The 20,766-nt window shown below is 66.3% G+C and carries 16 protein-coding genes; 8 read left to right on the forward strand and 8 right to left on the reverse strand.

Annotated elements, in window-relative coordinates; genetic code table 11:
* Positions 1-51: 51 nt before the first annotated feature.
* From ACUXVX_RS10400 to ACUXVX_RS10430, 7 genes are all read right to left on the reverse strand, one after another.
* Positions 52-1,035: a phosphoadenosine phosphosulfate reductase gene (locus ACUXVX_RS10400; RefSeq protein WP_446311476.1), complete on the reverse strand. Its 984-nt coding sequence runs from the start codon at positions 1,033-1,035 to the stop codon at positions 52-54.
* Between the two features lie 98 nt (positions 1,036-1,133).
* Entirely contained in the window at positions 1,134-2,321 is a 1,188-nt protein-coding gene (locus tag ACUXVX_RS10405) for an acyl-CoA dehydrogenase (RefSeq protein ID WP_446311477.1), read from the reverse strand.
* 147 nt (positions 2,322-2,468) lie between these two features.
* Complete coding sequence (locus ACUXVX_RS10410) at positions 2,469-4,820, reverse strand: glycosyltransferase family 2 protein (protein WP_446311478.1); 2,352 nt, start codon at positions 4,818-4,820, stop codon at positions 2,469-2,471.
* Between the two features lie 193 nt (positions 4,821-5,013).
* Positions 5,014-5,991 (reverse strand): hypothetical protein, encoded by a 978-nt coding sequence (locus ACUXVX_RS10415; RefSeq protein ID WP_446311479.1) that lies wholly within the window; start codon positions 5,989-5,991, stop codon positions 5,014-5,016.
* Positions 5,988-6,998 carry a hypothetical protein gene (locus ACUXVX_RS10420; protein WP_446311480.1) on the reverse strand — a complete coding sequence of 337 codons (1,011 nt, stop codon included), beginning with the start codon at positions 6,996-6,998 and terminating at the stop codon, positions 5,988-5,990. Before ACUXVX_RS10420 ends, ACUXVX_RS10415 begins: the two co-directional genes overlap by 4 nt.
* Before the next feature lie 164 nt (positions 6,999-7,162).
* The gene (locus ACUXVX_RS10425) at positions 7,163-8,194 is read right to left on the reverse strand and encodes a hypothetical protein (protein WP_446311481.1); all 1,032 of its coding nucleotides are present in this window, start codon (positions 8,192-8,194) and stop codon (positions 7,163-7,165) included.
* Positions 8,195-8,208: 14 nt separating this feature from the next.
* Entirely contained in the window at positions 8,209-9,288 is a 1,080-nt protein-coding gene (locus tag ACUXVX_RS10430; RefSeq protein ID WP_446311482.1) for a PAAR domain-containing protein, read from the reverse strand.
* Between the two features lie 332 nt (positions 9,289-9,620).
* Here ACUXVX_RS10430 and lon point away from each other — a divergent pair, with 332 nt between their 5' ends.
* From lon to ACUXVX_RS10465, 7 genes are all read left to right on the forward strand, one after another.
* Positions 9,621-12,032: an endopeptidase La gene (gene lon, locus ACUXVX_RS10435; RefSeq protein ID WP_222492470.1), complete on the forward strand. Its 2,412-nt coding sequence runs from the start codon at positions 9,621-9,623 to the stop codon at positions 12,030-12,032.
* A 155-nt stretch (positions 12,033-12,187) separates the two neighbouring features.
* The gene (locus ACUXVX_RS10440) at positions 12,188-13,096 is read left to right on the forward strand and encodes an AAA family ATPase (protein WP_222469607.1); all 909 of its coding nucleotides are present in this window, start codon (positions 12,188-12,190) and stop codon (positions 13,094-13,096) included.
* Between the two features lie 68 nt (positions 13,097-13,164).
* A complete protein-coding gene (locus ACUXVX_RS10445) occupies positions 13,165-13,605 on the forward strand; it encodes a hypothetical protein (RefSeq protein WP_222492476.1) in 441 nt (146 codons plus the stop codon).
* A 48-nt stretch (positions 13,606-13,653) separates the two neighbouring features.
* Positions 13,654-14,868, forward strand: a complete 1,215-nt coding sequence (locus ACUXVX_RS10450; protein WP_446311483.1) for a vWA domain-containing protein — start codon at positions 13,654-13,656, stop codon at positions 14,866-14,868.
* A gap of 66 nt (positions 14,869-14,934) precedes the next feature.
* Positions 14,935-16,926 carry an OmpA family protein gene (locus ACUXVX_RS10455; RefSeq protein WP_446311484.1) on the forward strand — a complete coding sequence of 664 codons (1,992 nt, stop codon included), beginning with the start codon at positions 14,935-14,937 and terminating at the stop codon, positions 16,924-16,926.
* 148 nt (positions 16,927-17,074) lie between these two features.
* Positions 17,075-18,052 carry an XdhC family protein gene (locus tag ACUXVX_RS10460; RefSeq protein ID WP_446308263.1) on the forward strand — a complete coding sequence of 326 codons (978 nt, stop codon included), beginning with the start codon at positions 17,075-17,077 and terminating at the stop codon, positions 18,050-18,052.
* A complete protein-coding gene (locus ACUXVX_RS10465) occupies positions 18,049-19,038 on the forward strand; it encodes a molybdopterin-binding protein (RefSeq protein ID WP_446308264.1) in 990 nt (329 codons plus the stop codon). The genes ACUXVX_RS10460 and ACUXVX_RS10465 overlap by 4 nt, the downstream gene beginning before the upstream one ends.
* Before the next feature lie 89 nt (positions 19,039-19,127).
* On the opposite strand, the gene infC is transcribed toward ACUXVX_RS10465, so the two are convergent.
* The gene (gene infC, locus ACUXVX_RS10470) at positions 19,128-19,622 is read right to left on the reverse strand and encodes a translation initiation factor IF-3 (RefSeq protein WP_315898484.1); all 495 of its coding nucleotides are present in this window, start codon (positions 19,620-19,622) and stop codon (positions 19,128-19,130) included.
* 282 nt (positions 19,623-19,904) lie between these two features.
* Between infC and ACUXVX_RS10475 the strand changes: the two genes are divergently transcribed.
* Positions 19,905-20,750 (forward strand): translation initiation factor 3, encoded by an 846-nt coding sequence (locus tag ACUXVX_RS10475; RefSeq protein ID WP_446308265.1) that lies wholly within the window; start codon positions 19,905-19,907, stop codon positions 20,748-20,750.
* Positions 20,751-20,766 lie beyond the last annotated feature (16 nt).

Raw genomic sequence — 20,766 nt, forward strand, 5'->3', positions numbered from 1 at the left:
GCGTGCAACGCCCGCCTGTTCCGGGAGGGACGGACGCAAGGAGGCTGCCGTTTATTCGGCGGCCTCTTTCTGTTTTTGCGGGCTGTCCGGGTCCGGCTCGGGGCCGGGCGGGGGCAGGCTGCGCCCGGACTTGGCCAGAGCCTCGCTGGAGGAGGCGAAGGCCTCGCGGAAGCGCGGCCAGTCGAAACGGGCCAGTGCGGCGCGCGCGGCCAACCCGGTGAGCCAGGGCCGGTCGGTGGCGGCAAGCTCGCCGACAAAGCGGCGCAGCCATGGGCCGAAACGGTGCCGTGACCGGTAGAGCCGGGCAAAGCCCTCTGGCGTCAGCTTGCCGCGGGTAGCGGCGCGGAGCATCGGCTCCAGCACGCCCATGTCTTCGAGGTCGGAGTCCAGCCGGTTGCCCAGCCAGCGCGTGGGCAGTGGGGTGACATTGGGTGAGCGGAAGAGCGAGGCGTGGACCGCGTCCTTGGTGTTGGCGGGGTTGTAGACGATGAAGGCGGCTTCGGCGGCCTCCAGCATGGCGGGGGCGTAGCCGTAGCGGCGGGTGAAATCGGTGCGCCGCATCGCGGGGTAGCGGTTGTCCCACCGGGTGAGGGGTGGGTGCAGCGTGGCCAGCGGGGCGAGAAGGACCGCAGTGGAGAAGGGCGCGCAGACCGAGAAGGCCGCTGCCGCGTAGCCGCAGGGGCCGCAGCCGTAAAATACCACCCGGTCGAACTCGTCGAAGAAGCCCTCGTCGACCAGCCCGTCGAAATAGTCGAACACCTCCGGCACGCGGAAGAAGCCATCGGTCTCGGAATAGAGGCAGAGCTGCGAGCAGCCTTCGCGCCCGGCGATCTGGAGGCCGTAGGGCAGGGCGCCTTGACCATTGTCGCGGATCGTTTCGGCCATCTCGAAGGTGACGAGCAGGGTCTCGCCATCTTCGGTGAAGAGCGCGCCGTGGTCTTCGCCGAGGCGCAGATGGGCCCCTTGCTCGGCGCCATGTGCGTCGAGCGTCACGCGCCAGCGGGCGCGGCGAGTGGATTCTTCCGTCTGGGTCATGGCAGCCCCGGCGCACCCCACGTGCGCTTCCCGGGGATAACCATAAAACCTAAGCGGATCGGAATCCATCGCCCGCAAGCGCTGTTTCCGAATGAGCGCTAGAAGAAGGCTTGGAGGCCGGTTTGTGCACGCCCGAGGATCAATGCGTGGATGTCGTGCGTGCCCTCGTAGGTGTTGACCGTTTCGAGGTTGGCGGCGTGGCGCATGACCTGGAACTCCTCGGAAATGCCGTTACCGCCGTGCATGTCACGCGCGATGCGGGCGATCTCGAGGGCCTTGCCGCAGTTGTTGCGCTTCATCAGGCTGATCAGCTCGGGCGGGCAGCCGGGACCGTCGAACAGCTGGGCGGCGCGGAGGGCGCCTTGCAGGCCGAGGGCGATCTCTGTCTGCATGTTGGCGAGCTTGAGCTGGAAAAGCTGGGTGCCCGCCAGCGGTTTGCCGAATTGCTTGCGGTCGAGCCCGTATTGCCGTGCGGCGTGCCAGCAGAATTCGGCGGCGCCCATAGCGCCCCAGGCGATGCCGAAGCGGGCGCGGTTGAGGCAGCCGAAGGGGCCGGAGAGGCCCTCGGCATTGGGCAGCAGTGCATCGTCACCGACTTCGACGCCGTCCATCACGATCTCGCCGGTGACGGAGGCGCGCAGGCTGAGTTTGCCGCCGATCTTGGGCGCGGAGAGGCCTTTCATGCCCTTCTCAAGCACGAAGCCTTTTATCTTGCCGCCATGCTCTTCGGACTTGGCCCAGACCACGAAGACATCTGCGATGGGGGCGTTGGAGATCCACATCTTGGAGCCGGTGAGCTTGTAGCCGTTGGCGGTTTTCTCGGCGCGGGTTTTCATGCCGCCGGGGTCGGAGCCGGCATCGGGCTCGGTGAGGCCGAAGCAGCCGATGAGCTCGCCGGAGCAGAGGCCGGGCAGATACTTGCGGCGCTGCTCATCGGAGCCGTAGGCGTTGATCGGGTGGATCACGAGGGAGCTTTGCACCGACATCATGGAGCGGTAGCCCGAGTCGACGCGCTCCACCTCGCGGGCGATCAGGCCGTAGGATGTGTAGGAGGCGCCGAGGCCGCCGTATTCCTCGGGGATGGTCACGCCGAGGAGGCCGGCGGCGCCCATCAGCGGGAAGAGCTCGGGCGCGACGGTGGCCTCGCGGTAGGCCTCGACGATCCGGGGGGCCAGCTCGGCCTGGGCAAACTCGGCGGCGGCGCGGGAGAGCATGCGCTCGTCCTCGCCCAGCTGGTCATCGAGGTGGAAGGGATCTTCCCAGGTGAATGTGGCTTTGTCGGACATCTGCGTCTCCTCCCGATGGTTCGGGGCGCAAGGTAACGGATTGGGCGGCGGAGGAAAGGGGGTGCGGAACGGCGTTTCGCTGCGCGGGTGAGGAAGGTGAGGCGAACAGCCGGGGGCGGGCCGGTGAGGCCAGCGAGAACCTGGGGGTCAGAGCCAGCGGGCAAGCAGGCGGCGGGCCCAGGGGCGGAGGCGGATGACGAGCTTGGGGTCGCGTGGCGCGGGGCTGGGGGGCGCAGGGAGGGTGCCGGGGGCAGAGGCGGTGCCGCCTGTCATCAGGCCGGGGCTGGCGGTGCCGGCGTGGAGCAGGTCTGCGAGGCGTGCCGGGTCGATGGGTTTGGGTGGGTGCCAGCCGTCGCCCTCAAGCGCGGAGATCAATCCGGCAATTTCGGCGCTATAGCCGCGCTCTGCGGCCCATGGCGCGCTGGTGGCGAGGAATTGCTCAAGCAGCGCAACGCGGTCGGTGGGGGGAAGAAGGCTTGCGCGGTCACGGGGGGCGGGGTTGAGGGCGAAGTAGCCGCGGATGATCTCGCGGCGGGTGTCACGGTATGGGGTGAGAAGGTTCACGAGGCGGATGAGCTCGGTGCTCTCGCGGTCGGGTGAGGGGTAGCGCGGCAGGCCGGAGGGAGCTGGCAGGCCGCCTGGCAGGCCGGCGAGGTCGCAGAATCCGCTCCAGAGCCGGCCTTCGGTTTTGAGCAAGTCGAAATCGGCCAGCTTGACCTGCACGCCGGCGGCGACTTCCCAAGGCGCAAAGAGAGTGGGCCAGTCGGTGAGGGTGTTGGCGTGGTCGACGAGGAACTCGGCAATCGTGCGCGCTCCGCCGCGGCCACCGTCGGTGACCCATTCCTTGTAGAGCGCCTCGGCATAGGCATCCGCGCGGCGACCGAAACCGACCAACTCAACCTGTTTGAAGCCCGAAAGCCGGGCCATCAGCGCCGGGATCACCTCGGCGCGGGCGGCATCGGTGGGCAGGAGCATGTTCTCGCAGGAGATCAGCGTGGTGGCGCAGCCCGCGCCGATGATCTCGCGGTAGAGCGCCTTCCATGTGCTGTCGTCGCCAGCGCGGTGGGCGGCCAGCAGGCCCTGATGGCCGGGGAAGCCGCCGGGGCGGGGGCGGGCGGCGTCCGGCTCGGCGAGGCCGGTTTCGGGCAGGAGTACGCCCGCCTCAGCCAGAGCCTCGCGGCGGCTGAGCAGGGCGTGCTGGAGAAATGTGGTGCCGGTCTTGTGTAGCCCGAGGTGCAGCACCAAGCGGCCCGGTAGGGGCGGGCAGGGCATGGCGGGCTCTGCGGGTGTAGGCGCACGGGCGGCCAGAAGGGCGGCGGCACCGGGCCAGTCGCCCTCGCGCATCATCCGGTGTAGCTCGAAGAAATCGAGCCGGGTGATCCGCCCGCGCCGGGTTTTCATCCCCACGCGGGAGGTTTTGACGACCATCGGATCGTCGAAGAAGCTGTTGGCGAAGCTGTCCTCACCCAGAAGGGCTTGCACGCGGGGGCCTAGGTCGGCGGTTTGCGCGTTTTCCGGAGCGGCGGCCAGCATCGGGATCAGCTCCATGTCCCAGATCAGGCGGGAGACGCAGTTGAAGAGTTCGCGCTTTTCGAACCGGGGCGCGAGGTGCCCGGCGGCGACCTCGGCGCGGATGACGGCGAGGCATTTTTCCAGCAGTTGCACCTGAAGGCGGAGGGTTTCGGGCGTGACCTCGGTGACGGAGATCGAGCCGGCCCGCCGCCGCCAGACCCGCGTGGGCTGGCCGAGATAGGCGATCTTGCGGGCGCGGGTGGTGGTTTGGAGCACGAAGAGCCGGTCTTCGAAGCGGGGCTGAGCCTCGTCGAAGCGCAGCGCGTTGTCTTCCAGAAATCGGCGGGCGTAGAGCGAGGACCACGACGAGACGATGAATTGCGCCTCCTCGGCGTCACGCAGGCCGTCGGTCACGCGGGGCTCCATGTGCAAGGCCTCGTCGCGGTGCAGGACCGAGAGACCGGGGCTGCCGGGGTCGGAGAGGTAGCAGGGGGCGTGGGTGATATCGGCGCCGGTGCGGCGGGCGAGGTCAAACTGGGCGGAGAGCCCGTCTGTCACGTAGTAGTCGTCGGAATCGAGGAAGGCGATGACATCGCCGTTGGCGGCGGCGAGGCCGGTGTTGCGGGCAGCGGAGAGGCCGCGGTTGGCCTCGTGGCAGAGCACGGTGACGGGGGTTTTGCCATCTGGTGCGGGCCAGGCGGTTGCGGCGAGCTCGGCCACCTCTTCGCGGCTGAAGCGCTCGGGGTTGTCATTTACCACGATGACTTCGACCCCTTCGATCCGTTGGGCCCGGATGGAGCGCAGGGCGGCGGCGAGGAAGGCGGTTTCGTCGTAGAACGGCAGGATGACGGTGAGCGCGCAGCCCTGCGGTTTGAGGCTCTTGCGGATGCGCGACGAGAGGGCGTCGGGGGTGGTGCCGCGACGCGGGGCGTTCATGGCAACGTCAGAGGCTTTCTTGATCGTCGGAACGGTCGTCATCTGTGTCATCGATGACGGCAATGGAGAACACGAGCCCCAGAAGGGTGAGCACAAGAATAGTGCTGATACCGTATTCCACTGCCTGCCTGCCCCACCGAGAGAGTCACTCTATTTTGAATAATTTTAGACAAATCTGTGGCTTGCCGCAAGGCCGGGGCCGGTGCGGAGCGGGTGTTTTAGGCGGTTTCTCCGGCGCGCGGTTTCAGGCTTTGGCCGGGCGGAAACAGGCGGCGGTGAAGGTGCCATCGGGCTGGCCGGAGATCTGCGCGGCTGCGTGGGCCCAATAGTCCGTGCTGCGGTCTTCCATCGGGTCGGCGCAGAGGGTGGAAAGCGTGTGCGGCTCGCGAGTGTGGACCTCGACCAGCGTGCTGGTCTGGCCCTTGGGCGTGAGCGTGACGGTTTCGCCATGCTTGCTATCCGCGCTGTCGAGATCTGCGCGGGTGAGCGCGGACATTACGGTGAACTGCCTGCCGGGGATTTCGGCTGTGTAGCGTAGCCAGAGCGGGTAGGTGGCCTTGCGGCGGCGCACCTCGACGTTCAGCAGGCTGTCGTCGCCGGGGGTGATCTCGGCAATTTCGGCCCAGCCCTTGTCCCAATGCGGGCGATCTGGGTGCGCGCGCAGGCGGCGGTAGGCCTCATCGGGTGGGAGGGGCAGGGAGAACCGGGCGCGGTGGTGTCGGGTCAGCCCGGGCAGGGGCCGGAAGGCGAGGCCGGACTTTATCAGTGCGAAGTTCAGCGCCCAGCTGCCCATCAGGAGGTAGAAGGCCCAGTTTGGCATGGCGTCCATGATGCCGGGCGCGTGGGTTTTGAGCACCGCGCCTATGAAGACGAGCGTGGCGATCCACTCGGGCAGGGCGCGGAAGGGCAGGATGAGGAGCATCGTCACCGCCCAGATGGCGGCATAGGCGAGGCTGGCGATCAGGGTGAAGATGAGCCAGACGAGGGCGGGTTGAACCAGCGACGACCGGGTCGAGAAGCGATCGGCCACGAAAGAGAGTATGCCGAGCAGCACATGAAAGGGGTCGCTCAGCACCAGCCCCGTGAGCAGGGCGAGGAAGATGGCGTAGAACAGGCGGCCCCGGCTGTGGCGCAGGCGGATCAGACGTGCGGCAAGCCGGGTGGGCAGGCCATGGGGGTGCCCCGCCGGCGCCGGGGCGGCGACGGGGGCAGCCTCGTTCACTCGCCGACCGCCTTTCTCACCGCCTCCAGTGTGAGGTGATCTTCGGGCAGCTTGGCGAGGTTCTTCATGTTGCGCGGCGTGCCACGCAACTGGGCGGCGGCACCGGAGGCCGCTGCGCCGCGGGCATCGGGCTGAAGTTCTTCAAGACTGCCTGCCTGCTGCGCCGGGGCGGGGAGGGCGGCCGCCGCTTCGGCCTCGCGCTCGGCGGGTTCGGGCGGGTTGAGGGCGAGGAAGTGCGCCTGAAGGTGGCGCAACTCGCCGACCAGCACATCGTCGAACCAGCGTTCGATTACCTCGCCGGCCAGCATGCCCTCGCGGGTTTCATGCAGGTCGACATGGGTGGTGTCGGGGTCCATCTCGGTGATTTTCACGGTCAGGATGCCTGAGGACATGACGTGCGCCGCATCCTCGCCTTCGATGTGAATACGGGCCACACCGGAGCTGTCGCGCTCCAGTAGGGTCAGCGTGGCCTCTTCGGCCAACTCGCCGCAGGCCATGAGGGCGCAGTAGAAGGTGTTGCGCTCGGGGTCGTCGGGGCAGGCCTCGAGGTCGATCAGACGCTCCGACACCAGCCGGTCGCCAGCGCCGGGCACGAGGGCAGACCAGATCTCGGCCCCGTCGGCGCGGACATGGCCGGAGGCGGCGGTGGCGAAGTTGAGCTTGAGGGGGATCTTGTCGGCCCAGGCTTCGTGCAGGGCCATGACCAGACCTGCGGAGATGAGGATGGCGAGCGGCAGGCCGATCAGCCCGTCATAGCGGGTCAGCGCGCCGAGGACACCGCCCAGCAGGACGCCGGTGCCGATGCATTCGAGCCAGCCGCGTTTGGCGGGCACATAGGCCAGCACGGCGGCGGCGATGCCCGCCATGACGAAGGGGGCGAAGAGGAAGGAGATGGCCTTGGTGTACCAGCGCAACCCGGGGAGCAGGCCGATCAGCAGCAGGCCGATGGCCATCGTGGCTGCAAAATAGGCGATCCGGCGGCGTTGGGCCGAGAGGACAGAGAGCATTGATATAACCCGCACGTATTTCGTTGCACCAAGACTCGCCGGGAATTGCGGCGAAGACACGGCGGGAGCTGTGGGATTTGGTGGTGAAACGGCGCGTGAGCGGAAACAATCGCATCGCGCGCGGGTCATTGGTCGGCAGGAATAGGGCGGAATGGGGCGGAGCGTTACCCGGCGGGGCGCAGGCTTTGCAGCATGACCTGAAAGGCGCGGCGGTTGACGGCCATCGCGTCGCGGTTGCTCTGCTCGGAGGGGCTGAGCAGCGCGAGGCAAGCGGACACCTCGGGGGTTTCGGCTCGGGCTGTCATCACGATCATCTCGACCTCGCCGCCGCGCAGGGCGCGGTCAGACCGGGCGAGGATGTTCATAAAGGCGCTGGGCACGAGGAGGGTGCTCTCGTCCGGTTCGGGGATTTTGACGCCATTGGCCTCGAGCGTGCCGAGCAGCACCTCCTCCAGCATTTCGGAGTTATCGCAGCCGGGCATGGTGGAGAGCACGAGGGTGCCGAAGCCGTTGTTTTCCCAGGTGATTGCCGCGCCCTCGGGCGGGGCCTTTTGCTGCGGGGTCATCTGCCAGCTTTCGGGGGCGAGCAGGGTGAGGGGCAGGGCGCCTTCGGTGGTGACATCGTCGAAGGGTTCGGCAAAGCGGTCGCGGGTGGGGTGGGCCAGCTCGAAGCTGGAGGCGGCGACGAGGAAGGCATTCTGCATCAGCGTGATGAGGTTTTCATCGTCGCGCCGGGCCTTGGCCTCGATCAGAAAGAGGCGGTTGCCGTCTTTGATGGTCAGCGAGCGGCGGGTGCCGGGCACGGATTTGTCGAGCCGGTGGGTGAGCACATCTGCGAGCACGCCATAGTCGGTATCGAAGTTCTTGGCGTCGATGATGCCGTGTTCGGTGAAGTCGAGCCATTGGTCGAGCCAGTCAACCGGGTTGATCTCACGCGTCAGCACCGTGGCCCATATGCGGATCTCGACATCGCGGGTGTGCTCTGGGCTGGCGTGGAACAGCAACTCGGGCTGCGCCCCGGTCTGCGGCACGGCATCGGGATAGAAGGAGACCCACCAGCCACGGGGCAGCTTGAGCGTGAAATCGAAGAGCGGCCCGGCGTTGGAGTGGCTGCGGGCCGCGCCGAGCGTGTCCGAGAGCTGCTCGGCCGAGAAGGTCGGGGCCTCGAGGAGCTTGGGGGAGGGGGCTTGCGACACGGGGGCGGCTCCGATCAGAGTTTGCGGCCTTCGCGGCTGGTGTAGGGCGGCCCGTAGCTGAAATCGAGCCCGCCTTCGACACCCGCGCCAGCATGGACCTCGCCGACACCGCCAATGTGGTTGCGCCCGGTGGTCTTGTCTTGCACGCCCCAGCCGCCGAGTTCGCCGCCGCCAGAGAAGGCACCACCGCCGGCCTTGCCGCGCAGGCTGCTTGTGTTGCCATACTGATCGGGCGGGGAGTTCAACTCGCCGAAGACCTCCGCGGCCGCGCCCTCGGCAGAGGCTTTGCCGCGCAGTTGCAGACCGGTGACATCGCCGCCTTCGCCGACCGCAACGTCGCCTGCGGCCTCGGCTTGGGCAATCGCGCCGCCTGCGCCGATCTCGACGTAGGGGTTGTTGGGATCACCGGCAAAGACCGAGCCTTTGCCGCCGAGGCCGACGAACTTGGCCTGGCCATGAGCGTCGACGCCGTGGACGAGCCCGCCGGAGAGGCCGAGATCGACCGCCCAGTATTGCAGCTGCCCGGCGCCGCCGACCTGGCCTATGACAGGCAGGTTGATTGTGCCGACGCCGTTCAGCTCGAAGAGACGGAACTCGACCTTGCCGGTGAAGGAGCCGAGCCAGCCCTCGCTCTTGGCGCCCGGTGTCCATTTGATGGCGAGGAACTTGCACCAGTCGTTGTTGATCAGGCCCGCGTCGAAGCCTTGGGTCACGCCGTCCCACACCGTGTGGGCGAAATCGATGACCAGCTGGAGCATGAAGGCACCGAAGCCGGCGGCGAGGTCGGGGATGGAGATGCCGACCATGCCGATGAGCACGGTAGGCAGGCCGGTGGTGATGACCCCGCCCTTCACGGTGAGGTCGGACATGCGGGAGGCGGGCAGGCCCTGCACCAGCACGGTTGGCGAGCCGGTGAGGATCACGTCGCCGGGGCCAAAGGGGGGCGGGGGGATGCACACGCAAATGTCGGTCATGCGGGCCTGGGGCAAGTTGCCGACCAGAACGGTAAGCCCGGCAGGGGGCAGAATGGGGCCGGAGGGACACATCGCGCAGGAATGGATGTCGGTCACGCGGGCCGCGGGCATGTTCATCATGGCAAAGGCTCGAACAAATTTTTGATCAATATGGGCAGAGTATGTGAATGCCCGCCCCTCCGATCAATGACAAATCCGGTCATTCCAAGGGATTGGGCTAAATATGTGCTGAAAACAGGCAATTCGGACCGATTTTACGGGTAAAATACGGGACGATCCGCGCTTGTGCCTGCTGGCCGTGGGGGGCAGGATGGAGGGGCTGGAACGGGTGCGCTTGAATTGCGGGCAGAAGGCCCCAATTGATGAAGCATACCGGAGGGGGCCGTGGCTGCCGCGATACGCCTGAAAACAGGCTGGGGCCGGTGCCTCCTTGCCAATAACAAGGAACTGACATGCACGAGCAATTGAGCCAATCCTACCCTGTGCTGCCGCTGCGCGACATCGTGGTGTTTCCGCACATGATCGTCCCGCTCTTCGTAGGGCGGGAAAAGTCCGTGCGGGCGCTGGAAGAGGTGATGGGGGATGACAAGCAGATCCTGCTGGCCTCCCAGATCGACCCCAGCGTGGACGAACCGACCACCGATGGCATCTACAAGGCCGGGGTGCTGGCGAACGTTCTGCAACTGTTGAAGCTGCCCGATGGCACCGTGAAGGTGCTGGTCGAGGGCCGCAAGCGGGTGCGGATCGAGGAATATCTGGAAAACGACGAATACTTCGAGGCCTCCGCCGCCCTGCTCACCGAGATGCCGGGCGATGAAGAGACCGTGCGCGCGCTCACCGGCTCCGTGGCCGAGGAGTTCGAGCGCTATGCGAAGGTGAAGAAGAACATCCCCGAGGAGGCGCTGGCCGCCGTGGCCGAGGCCGAGGCGGCTGACAAGCTGGCTGACCTCGTCAGCGGCCATCTGGGCGTGGAGGTGGACCAGAAGCAGGAGCTGCTGGAAACCCTCAACGTGGCCGAGCGTCTTGAGAAGGTCTATGGCCTGATGCAGGGCGAGATGAGCGTTCTGCAGGTCGAGAAGAAGATCAAGACCCGCGTGAAGAGCCAGATGGAGCGCACCCAGCGCGAGTACTATCTGAATGAGCAGATGAAGGCCATTCAGAAGGAACTGGGCGACGGCGAGGAAGGCCAGAACGAGGTCGCCGAGCTGGAGGCGAAGGTCGCCGAGACCAAGCTCAGCAAGGAAGCCCGCGAAAAGGCCGACGCCGAGATCAAGAAGCTCAAGAACATGAGCCCAATGAGCGCCGAGGCGACTGTGGTGCGCAACTACCTCGACTGGATGCTGAGCATTCCGTGGGGTGTGAAGAGCCGCGTGAAGAAGGACCTTGGTCGCGCCGAGAAGATCCTCGACGAGGATCACTACGGGCTGGAGAAGGTGAAAGAGCGGATCGTCGAATACCTCGCCGTGCAACAGCGCTCGAAGAAGCTGAAGGGGCCGATCCTCTGCCTCGTCGGCCCTCCGGGCGTGGGTAAAACGTCGCTCGGCAAGTCGGTGGCAAAGGCTACGGGGCGTGAGTTTATCCGCATCTCGCTGGGTGGCGTGCGCGACGAGTCCGAGATCCGCGGCCACCGCCGGACCTACATTGGTTCGATGCCCGGCAAGATCATTCAGGCGCTGAAGAAGGCTAAGACCACCAACCCGCTCATCCTGCTCGACGAGATCGACAAGATGGGGCAGGACTTCCGCGGTGATCCGGCGTCGGCGATGCTCGAAGTGCTCGACCCGGAGCAGAACGGCACCTTCGTGGACCACTATCTTGAGGTGGAATACGACCTCTCGAACGTGATGTTCCTGACCACGGCGAACTCCTACAACATGCCGGGGCCGCTGCTGGACCGGATGGAGATCATCAGCCTTGCCGGTTACACCGAGGACGAGAAGCGCGAGATCGCCAAGCAGCACCTGATCGAGAAGCAGAAGAAGAACCACGGGCTGAAGAAGGCCGAGTTCTCGCTCGACGATGAGGCGCTGACCGAGATCATCCGCCGCTACACCCGCGAGGCGGGCGTGCGGAACCTCGAGCGCGAGCTGGCGAAGCTGGCCCGTAAAGCGGTGACCCGGATCGTCCGAAAGAAGGACGAGAAGGTGGAGATCGGCATCGAGGACCTCGAGGACTATCTCGGCGTCAAACGGCACCGGTATGGTCTTGCGGAGATGGAAGACCAGATCGGCGTGGTGACGGGCCTTGCATGGACCTCCGTGGGGGGTGACCTGCTCTCGATCGAAGCCCTCAAGCTGCCCGGCAAGGGCCGGATGAAGACCACCGGCAAGCTGGGCGACGTGATGAAGGAGTCGATTGAGGCCGCATCGAGCTACGTGCGCTCGATCAGCCCGCAGATCGGGGTGAAGCCGCCGCAGTTCGAGCGGTGGGACATTCACGTGCACGTGCCGGACGGGGCGACCCCGAAGGACGGGCCTTCCGCCGGCCTCGCGATGGTGACTGCCATCGTCTCGGTGCTGACCCAGATCCCGGTGCGCAGGGATATCGCCATGACCGGCGAGGTCACGCTGCGGGGCAACGCCACCGCCATTGGCGGGCTGAAGGAAAAGCTTCTTGCGGCACTCCGGGGCGGCATCAAGACGGTGCTGATTCCGGAAGAGAACGAAAAGGACCTGCGCGACATCCCCGACAACGTGAAGGAGGGGCTGGAGATCATCCCCGTGACCCACGTGCGCGACGTGCTGAAGCACGCTCTGGTACGTGAGCCCGAAGCGATTGAATGGGATGAGGCCGCCGAGGAGGCCGCCGCTGCTGCGGCTGCCGCTGCCAAGGGTGGCGAAGGCGGAAGTGCCGTGGCGCACTGAGCCGTCAGGCCATTGAGAACAAGGGGCGCGCTCTGCTGGGCGCGCCCTTTTTTGTTGTGGAGATCGGGCGGGGCCGCGACACCGTGGTGCTTTGGTCGCCCTTGCAACTGGGCATGGGCCATGCAGCATGGGCCCGCAGAGGAGGACCGGGCCGGATGACATCACTCAATTCGATCGACGAGGTGCAGCAGGCACTGGCGGCGCAGGATTATGTCTGCGGGCGGGCGCTGGCGACGGTGGTGTTTTTGAGCCTCAAACTCGGGCGGCCGCTGTTCCTTGAAGGCGAGGCGGGCGTGGGCAAGACCGAGATCGCCAAGGCGATTGCCGCCGCGCTGGGCCGCCGGTTGATCCGGCTGCAATGCTACGAGGGGCTGGATGCCTCGAGCGCGGTCTACGAGTGGAACTTCGCGGAACAGATGATCGCCATCCGCACGGCGGAAGCCAGTGGCGGGGCGGACCGGGATGCGCTGAAGAGTGAGCTTTTCACTGAGGATTACTTGATTGCGCGGCCCCTGCTGGAGGCGATGCGCCCGCAGCCGGGCGGCGCGCCGGTGCTGCTGATCGACGAGCTGGACCGGACTGACGAGCCGTTCGAGGCGTTCCTTTTGGAGGCGCTCAGCGATTTTCAAGTGACGATCCCCGAGCTGGGCACCATTGCCGCGCCGGAGCCGCCCATCGTGATCTTGACCTCCAACCGCACGCGGGAGGTGCATGACGCGCTGAAGCGCCGGTGCCTCTACCACTGGGTCGACTACCCCAGCTTTGACCGCGAGCTGGAAATCCTGCATGCCCGTGCGCCGGAGGCGGCAGAGGCCTTGAGCCGCGAGATCGTGGCATTTGTGCAGAAACTTCGGACGGAAGATCTGTTCAAGAAGCCGGGCGTGGCCGAGACAATCGACTGGGCGAAGTGCCTGCTCGCGCTGGATGTGTTGACGATTAGCCCCGAGACCATTGCCGACACCATCGGCGCGATCCTGAAGTATCAGGACGACATCGCCCGCCTCCAGGGCGGCGAGGCCTCGCGTATCCTCGACGAGGTGCGGGCAGAGCTTGCCCCTGCCTGAGCAGTGTGAAATTTCTTTGTCATCTGCCGCCTGTATCGAGGCAGGGAAGTCATTGAAAGGATTGTGAGATGGGTTTGGAAAACGACGCGCTGGGCAAGGGGGTCGGCGGGGCTGTCGACATGTTTGCCAGCTTCATGCAGGGGCAGGTCAACCGGGCCGTCATGCATCAGGCGCGGCAGCAGTGGTACGAGTATCACCGCGACCGGGTGCTGGAGACGCTGCGCAATCCGCCGACCGAATCCCGTGACCAGTGCCTTGTGCCGGGGGCCATCACCGGCGTGCTGCTGGTGATCGGCGTCGAGGAGCCGCGCACGGTGGACCTTGGGCTAGAGCCGCGCTGGCGCCGCTTTCTGGCGCTGGGCGTGGCCGGATACGGCAATGACCCGGTGCGGGTGAAGGAAGAATACCTGCGCCAGCCCCGGATCGAGGCGATCCCCGAGAACAACCGCTCGCTGATGCGGGTGAACTACTATGTCTGGATGAACTACGCCCAGGCACTGAGCTGGTAAGCGGTGGAAGGGCTCGCGCCGCTTGATATACCCGAGCACCCGCGCCTGGTGGAGAATATCACCTGGTTTGCGCGGGCGCTTCGCAAGGCCGGGTTGCCGATTGGCCCCGGCCGGGTGATCGATGCGGTGCGGGCCGTCGAGGCGGCGGGGTTCACCAGCCGTGCGGATTTTTACCACGCGCTTCAGGCCTGCTTTGTCAGCCGACCTGAGCAGCGCGCGGTTTTTGCGCAGATCTTCCGGCTGTACTGGCGCGATCCGCGTTACATGGAGCACATGATGAGCTTGATGCTCCCCTCGGTGCGCGGGGTGCAGGAGGAGAAGGCGGCGCAGGCGGCCGAGAAGCGCGCGGCGGAGGCGCTGCTGGACGGGGTTGAGCGCGAGGCGCCCGAGATCCCCGAGAGCGATGAAGAGCAGAAGATCGAGATCGATGCCTCGGCCACGGCCTCCGGCGAGGAGCGGCTGAAGACGCTGGATTTCGAACAGATGAGCACGGCGGAGGTGGCCGAGGCCAAGCGGGTGATTGCCCGGATCGAGCTACCCGTGCGCCCGCTGGTGAGCCGCCGAACGCGGGCGGATGCGCAGGGGCGTGTGGCGGACTGGCGTGCGACCATGCGGGCCGCCCTTCGGCGGGGCGGCGAGGTGCATGACTTTGCCACGAAGAACCGGGTGCAGCGCTGGCCGGATCTCGTGGCGCTTTGCGATATCTCAGGTTCCATGAGCCAATACAGCCGCCTCGTTTTGCATTTTCTTCACGCTGCAGCCAATACCAAGGGAGCGGGCTGGGCGCGCGTGCATGGGTTCACCTTTGGCACCCGGCTGACGAACATCACCCGACATCTGGCGACGCGCGATGTGGATGCCGCCCTCGCCGCTGCGGGGGCGGAGGCGCAGGATTGGGAGGGCGGCACCCGGATTGGCGCGTGCCTGCATGAGTTCAACCGCGATTGGTCGCGCCGGGTGCTCAGCCGTGGCGCGGTGGTGCTGCTGATCACTGACGGGCTGGACCGGGGCGCGCCGGAGGATTTGGCCCGCGAGATGGAGCGGCTTGGCCTTTCGGCCCGGCGGCTCATCTGGGTGAACCCCTTGCTGCGCTGGGATGGCTTTGCCCCGAAAGCTGCGGGGATCGCGGCGATGCTGCCGCATGTCAGCAGTTTTCGTGCTGGCCACAACATCGCCTCGCTGGAGGCGCTGGCACAGGCGCTTTCGCGCGAGGATGGCGGCGGTGAAAAAGCGCGGCTGATGCAGATGCTGCAGCACGGCTAGGCGGAACCCGTGGGGCAGGGGCCGCGTTGTGGCCCCAACGATAACCCCATTGGAGGAGCAGTCGACATGTCTGCGAAGTTCCGCAATACAACGGCCCTCGTCGCCGCAATTTCCCTTTCTATTCCGGCCGTTGCGCCGGCGCAGCAGGTGGTTGACCGCTGCGAGGCAGGCACCATCGGCATCTCTGCCGAGGTGGCCGACGAGCTTGGCCTGACCCTCAACGACGAGCAGCAGGCAGCGCTCGACGGTGGCGCATCGAGCGATGCCGTAATCGTGAGCAATTTCGACCCCGCCGCCCCTGAGCTCTGCATGACCGTCGCCGAGCTGGAAGAGATGGGCGTGACGGAAGCCGAGGTTGTCATGGCCGTAGAGGCCGAGCCGACCGCCGAAGAGCTGGGTGGCGAAGCTGCTGCCGCAGCCGAGGTGGAAACCGAAGAGAAAGGCGTTCTCGAGAAGGCACTCGACGCCGTGACCGGTGATGATGCCGCCGAAGAGCCTGCTGAAGCCGAAGTGGCTGCCGATGCGGAGGCCGAGGTCGAAGCTGATGTGACGGCTGAGGCTGAGCCGGAGGTGGAGGCGGAAGCTGAAGCGACTGCCGAGGCAGAGGCCGAAGCTGAGCCGGAAGTTGAGGCGACTGCAGACGCCGAAATTGAGCCGGAAGCGGAAGTGACCGCAGAGGCGGAAGCAGAACCCGAGGTTGAAGCCGAAGCTGAGGCTACCGCAGAAGGTGACGACAGCGGCAGCGCGCTTCAGGAAGCCCTCAACGAGGTGACGGGCAATGATGTTGCCACGCCCGAAGAGGCGGAGGAAGACGCCGCAGAAGCCGAAGCCGAGGCTGCGCCCGAGGCAGAGATGACTGCCGAAGCGGAGGCGGAAGCCGAGGCCGATGCTGAAGCCAACCCCGCTGTGCCGGATGTTGTAGCAGAGATCGCGAAGGCGATTGAGGCCCAGTCCGCCGAAGAAGCTGACCCTGAAGAGCAGGCAGCTGCAGCCGAGACCGAGGCGCCTGAAGCCTCTGCCGCGACGGATGAGACTGCCGAAGCTGCCGATGTGGAAGAGACCACGGTGACCGAAGAGAGCGCACGCTCCAGCTCGGAAGAGTTTCTCGACAAGGTGACGGGCGCGAAGGCCGATACCTCCGCTTCTGCCAGCGCCAGCAATGACGATGATGGCGGGCTGAGCGACCTCGAGAAGGCTCTTCTCGTGGGCTTGGGTGCCGTTGTTGTCGGCAAAGCTCTTGAAGGCAATGGCGATGCGCAGGTCGTGACCAAATCGGACGACCGTGTGGTTGTGTTGGAAGATGGCCGGTATCGCGTGATCCGCGATGACAACGAGCTGATCGAACGCCCGGGCTCCACGGTGCGCCGCGAGACCTTCCAAGATGGCTCGACCCGCACGATCGTGACGCGTGAGAACGGCGTGCAGATCATCACCATCCGCGACCCCGAGCTGCGCGTTCTGCGCCGTATCCGGGTGGATGCCGAGGGCAACCGCACGGTGCTGATCGACGATACCGCCGATGTCGAACCCGTCGACGTGGCCGCGCTGCCCGATCCGGTGGCCGAGGCCGAAGTGGACGCAGGTACCGATGCAGAGACCTTGCGGGCCGTGCTCTCGACCAAGAGCGCTGCCGACCGCCGCTTTGCGCTCTATCAGGTGCGCAACATCGAGCGGGTCCGTAAGCTGGCCCCGGCGATTGACCTCGATGCGATCAACTTCCGCACCGGGTCTGCCGTGATCGACCCGCAGGAGGCAGAGGAGCTGAGCGAGCTTGGCAATCTCATTGCCGCCTACGTGGAAGAGAACCCCGGTGAGGTGTTCCTCGTGGAAGGGCACACCGATGCGGTGGGCAATGCGGCCTTCAACCTTGCCCTGTCTGACCGCCGCGCTGAGAGCGTGGCGTTGGCACTGACCGAGTATTTCGACGTGCCGCCGGAGAACCTCGTGGTTCAAGGCTATGGTGAAAGCGACCTGAAGGTGAAGACGCTGGATGACGAACGCGCCAACCGCCGTGCTGCGGTGCGCCGGATCACCCCGCTGATCGCGAGCGGGTCGTAACCCCCTTATTTCGTGACCCTTCGGTTAACGAGTGGAGAGGCGGGCCCTTCGGGGTCCGTCTCTTTGTTTTGTCGGGGGCGAGGATGCGACCAAGGTGGGCGAGACATTTGTTATTGGCGTGCTAGGTTCTGCCGGCGAGGAGGGCCGCATGATGGCTGAGATTTCCGACAATATCCCAGGCGTGGCACTGGCTTGGCATCAGGCTGGCAAGGGCGCAGTTCTGGCCACGGTCGTCGAGACATGGGGCTCTGCGCCGCGGCCCGTGGGGGCACATCTGGCGATTTCCGGGGCCGGGGAACTTGAGGGCTCGGTTTCGGGTGGTTGCGTTGAGGGCGCAGTGGTAGCTGAGGCGTTCGAGGCCTTGGAGACAGGGCAGAGCAAGCTGCTGACCTATGGCGTGAGCGATGACGAGGCGTTCCACGTGGGCCTCGCCTGTGGGGGCACGATCCGCGTGATGGTTCAGCCGGTGGGCGCGGGCATGAGCGAGGCGGCTCTGGCCGAGGTGGTTGGGGCGATCGAGGCGCGGCGCCCGGTTGCCTACGTGGTGGATACCGAAAGCTGGGGCGCGCGAGTGCAGGGCCCGGACGGCTTGGAAGAGCGGTTCCGGGCGGACCGCTCCGGGTTCGAGGAAGACGGCAAGACCTTTGTGGGCATTCACAACCCGCCGCTGCGGATGGCGGTGGTGGGGGCGGTGCATATTGCCCAGTTCCTCGTGCCGATGGCGCGCATGGCGGGCTATGACCCTTTCATCGTGGACCCGCGCGAAGCCTTTGCCACGCCCGAGCGCTTTCCCGAGACCACGATCAGCCATGACTGGCCCGATGAGGCGCTGGCCGCCTGGGGGCTCGATGCCCGTACGGCGGTGGTGACGCTGACCCACGATCCCAAGATCGACGACCCCGCGATTGCGGCGGCACTGGCCTCCGATTGCTTCTACCTCGGGTGCCTTGGCTCGACCCGGACCCACGGCAAGCGGGTGGATCGGCTGAAGGCGGCGGGAGCATTCGAGGCTGATATCGCCCGTATCCACGCGCCAGTCGGCCTGAATATCGGCGCGAAGAGCCCGGCGGAGATTGCCGTTTCGGTGCTGGCGCAGGTGACCGAGGTGCTGCGGGGCCGCAAGTGAAGTTTGGGCCAGTTCCTGTTGGCGAGGCCGAGGGCGCGGTGCTGGCGCATTCGGTGCGCGCGGGCGGACGGATGCTGAAGAAGGGCGCGGTGCTCGGTGCGGAGGCGGTGGCGGCGCTGGAGGCCGAGGGGTTGGCCGAGGTGATCGTGGCGCGGCTGGAGCCGGGCGACGTGGCCGAGGACGTGGCGGCGGAGGCGCTGGCAAGGGCGGTGAAGGGCAGCGGGTTGAAGTTGACTGCCGCGCATACCGGGCGGGTGAACTTCAAGGCGAGGGGGCCGGGGGTGCTGGTGGTGGATGCCGCGAAGGTGCGCGCCATCAATGCGGTGGACCCGGGGCTGACGCTGGCAACGCTTGCGCCCTACACGCGGGTCACGCCGGGGCTGCTGGCGGGGACGGTCAAGGTGATCCCCTACGCGGTGCAGGGGGCGGCGCTGGAGGCGGCGGTGGCTGCGGCAGAGGGCGCGATGCGGCTGGCTCCGGTTGTGCTGGAGCGGGCCGTGGTGGTGCTGACGGAGGTGCCGGGGCAGAAGCCTTCGATCACCGAGAAGGGCCGCGCGGCGGTGGAAGGGCGGCTGAAGGCGCTGGGAATCGCGGTGGCCGCCGTGGAGGTGGTGCCGCATGAGACCGGCGCGGTGGCTGCGGCGCTCCGCGCGGCGGAGGCGGACCTTGCGTTGATCCTGACCGGGTCAGCCACATCGGACGCGCATGACGTGGCCCCGCAGGGGCTGCGGCAGGCTGGGGGCAGTGTGGAGCGCTTCGGGATGCCGGTGGACCCGGGGAACTTGCTGTTTCTCGGCGCTCTCGGCGAGATGCCCGTGATTGGTCTGCCGGGTTGCGCCCGCTCGCCTGCGCTCAACGGGGCGGATTGGGTGCTGGAGCGGGTGGCCTGCGGCTTGCCGCCGGGGCCGGAGGAGTTTGCCGAGATGGGGGTTGGTGGTTTGCTGAAGGAGATCCCGATCAGGCCGCAGCCTCGGGAGGCGTGGTAGGGCGCGCGCTAGTAATGCGCACAGCGGATAGGTCACCCATGAAAAAGGGCGGCACCGGGCCGCCCTGATCGTATCTCTGAAAGTCTGCCTTACTTGGGCAGCGGGTTGATCATCATCACCATCTGGCGGCCTTCCATCTTGGGCATCGACTCGATCTTGCCGATTTCCTTGATGTCATCCGCGACCCGCTCAAGCAGAGCCCGGCCCACATCCTGGTGCGCCATCTCCCGGCCCCGGAAGCGCAGGGTGATCTTCACCTTGTCGCCGTTCTCAAGGAACTTGAACACGTTGCGCATTTTGACGTCGTAGTCATGCGTGTCGGTGTTGGGGCGGAACTTGATTTCCTTGATCTCGATGATCTTCTGCTTCTTCCGCGCCTCGGCTTCCTTCTTCTGGGTCTCGTACTTGTACTTGCCGAAATCCATGATCTTGCAAACGGGCGGGGTCGCGTTGGGCGAGATCTCGACGAGGTCGAGACCGACCTGTTCGGCGAGCTCCATCGCGCGCTGGGGCGTGACCACGCCCACGTTCTGTCCTTCGTGTCCGATGAGCCGGATTTCGGAGGCCGTGATGCGATCGTTCACGCGGGGGCCTGTGTCACGCACCGGCGGGGCGTTGTGGGGTCTGCGGGCTATGGGATATCTCCTGTGGAAGCCTTGGGTTGAATGGGCGGCAAAATAGACGGCGCATGGGCGCGGTTCAAGCGGATTGCGGGGCAAGGGCACAGCGAAACGCATCTGCGCGGGTTTCGGCGGAGCGGCGCGGGTTATGCCGCACTGCCGCAAACGCGCTTTTCATTCCGGCAGGGGATGTCATATGATGGGGCGGGCCTTTTGAAAGGCAAGTGTGGGACAAGGAATTACCCTATGGATAACAAGATGATCGGCGGCGTCGTTGTGGCCGCACTCGCCATCGGCGGCTACATTTACGCCACCCAGAGCGGCGATGAACCGGCGCCCGAGGCCACCGAGGCCGCGGCTGAGGCCACTGAAGCAACCGAAGAGGCAGTGGAGACGGCTGAAGAGACTGCCGAGTCCACCGAGGAAGCCGTTGAAGAGACCACCGAAGAGGCAGCTGCCGAGGGCGAGAGCGCCATCGAGGAGGCCGTTGAAGAGGTGGTCGAGGAAACCACCGAGGCTGCCGATGCGGTGACCGAGGCCGCCGAAGAGGCGGCTGGCGACGCGATGGAAGCCGTGGAAGGCGCTGCGGATGCGGCGGCCGAGACCGCCGAGGAAGTGGTGGACGAGACCGCGACTGCCGTGGAGGCTGCGGGCGATGCAGCCGAGGCCGCGATGGAACAGGCTGCCGATGCCGTGGACGCTGCCGAAGAGGGCGCGACCGAGGCCGCAGCCGAGGCGATGCAAGCGGCGTCTGAGTCGATGGAAGCCGCATCCGAGGCAATGGGTGAGGCCGCCGAGGCTGTGGACGGCGCGACCGATGCAGCCGCCGACACCACGACGGAAGCTGCCGAAGGCGCCACTGCCGCCGCCGAAGCCACGGCTGATGCCGCGGGCGAGGCTGCAGAGGGCATGGACCTGACCGCGCTCACCGCCGAAGGCTTTGACCTGGAGAAGGTGACCGAGATGATCGAAGGATCCGATCTTGGTGACTTCCAGAAAACTGCCCTTGTGAAGGCCGTCGAAGCCGCCAAGGACAACCCCGAGGCGCTGACCGGCGCGCTCGACAAGGTCAAGGAAGCGCTCGGCCTCTAAGAGGCGGGCTATTCCA

The organism is Vannielia sp. SX4, assembly GCF_052828525.1.

Excerpts from the sequence above, each read along its gene's own strand:
- ACUXVX_RS10455 (WP_446311484.1), top strand. The coding sequence starts at position 14,935 with ATGTCTGCGAAGTTCCGCAATACAACGGCCCTCGTCGCCGCAATTTCC.
- ACUXVX_RS10410 (WP_446311478.1), bottom strand. The coding sequence starts at position 4,820 with ATGACACAGATGACGACCGTTCCGACGATCAAGAAAGCCTCTGACGTT.
- ACUXVX_RS10460 (WP_446308263.1), top strand. The coding sequence starts at position 17,075 with ATGATGGCTGAGATTTCCGACAATATCCCAGGCGTGGCACTGGCTTGG.
- ACUXVX_RS10400 (WP_446311476.1), bottom strand. The coding sequence starts at position 1,035 with ATGACCCAGACGGAAGAATCCACTCGCCGCGCCCGCTGGCGCGTGACG.
- ACUXVX_RS10430 (WP_446311482.1), bottom strand. The coding sequence starts at position 9,288 with ATGATGAACATGCCCGCGGCCCGCGTGACCGACATCCATTCCTGCGCG.
- ACUXVX_RS10405 (WP_446311477.1), bottom strand. The coding sequence starts at position 2,321 with ATGTCCGACAAAGCCACATTCACCTGGGAAGATCCCTTCCACCTCGAT.
- lon (WP_222492470.1), top strand. The coding sequence starts at position 9,621 with ATGCACGAGCAATTGAGCCAATCCTACCCTGTGCTGCCGCTGCGCGAC.
- ACUXVX_RS10420 (WP_446311480.1), bottom strand. The coding sequence starts at position 6,998 with ATGCTCTCTGTCCTCTCGGCCCAACGCCGCCGGATCGCCTATTTTGCA.
- ACUXVX_RS10440 (WP_222469607.1), top strand. The coding sequence starts at position 12,188 with ATGACATCACTCAATTCGATCGACGAGGTGCAGCAGGCACTGGCGGCG.
- ACUXVX_RS10445 (WP_222492476.1), top strand. The coding sequence starts at position 13,165 with ATGGGTTTGGAAAACGACGCGCTGGGCAAGGGGGTCGGCGGGGCTGTC.
- ACUXVX_RS10475 (WP_446308265.1), top strand. The coding sequence starts at position 19,905 with ATGGATAACAAGATGATCGGCGGCGTCGTTGTGGCCGCACTCGCCATC.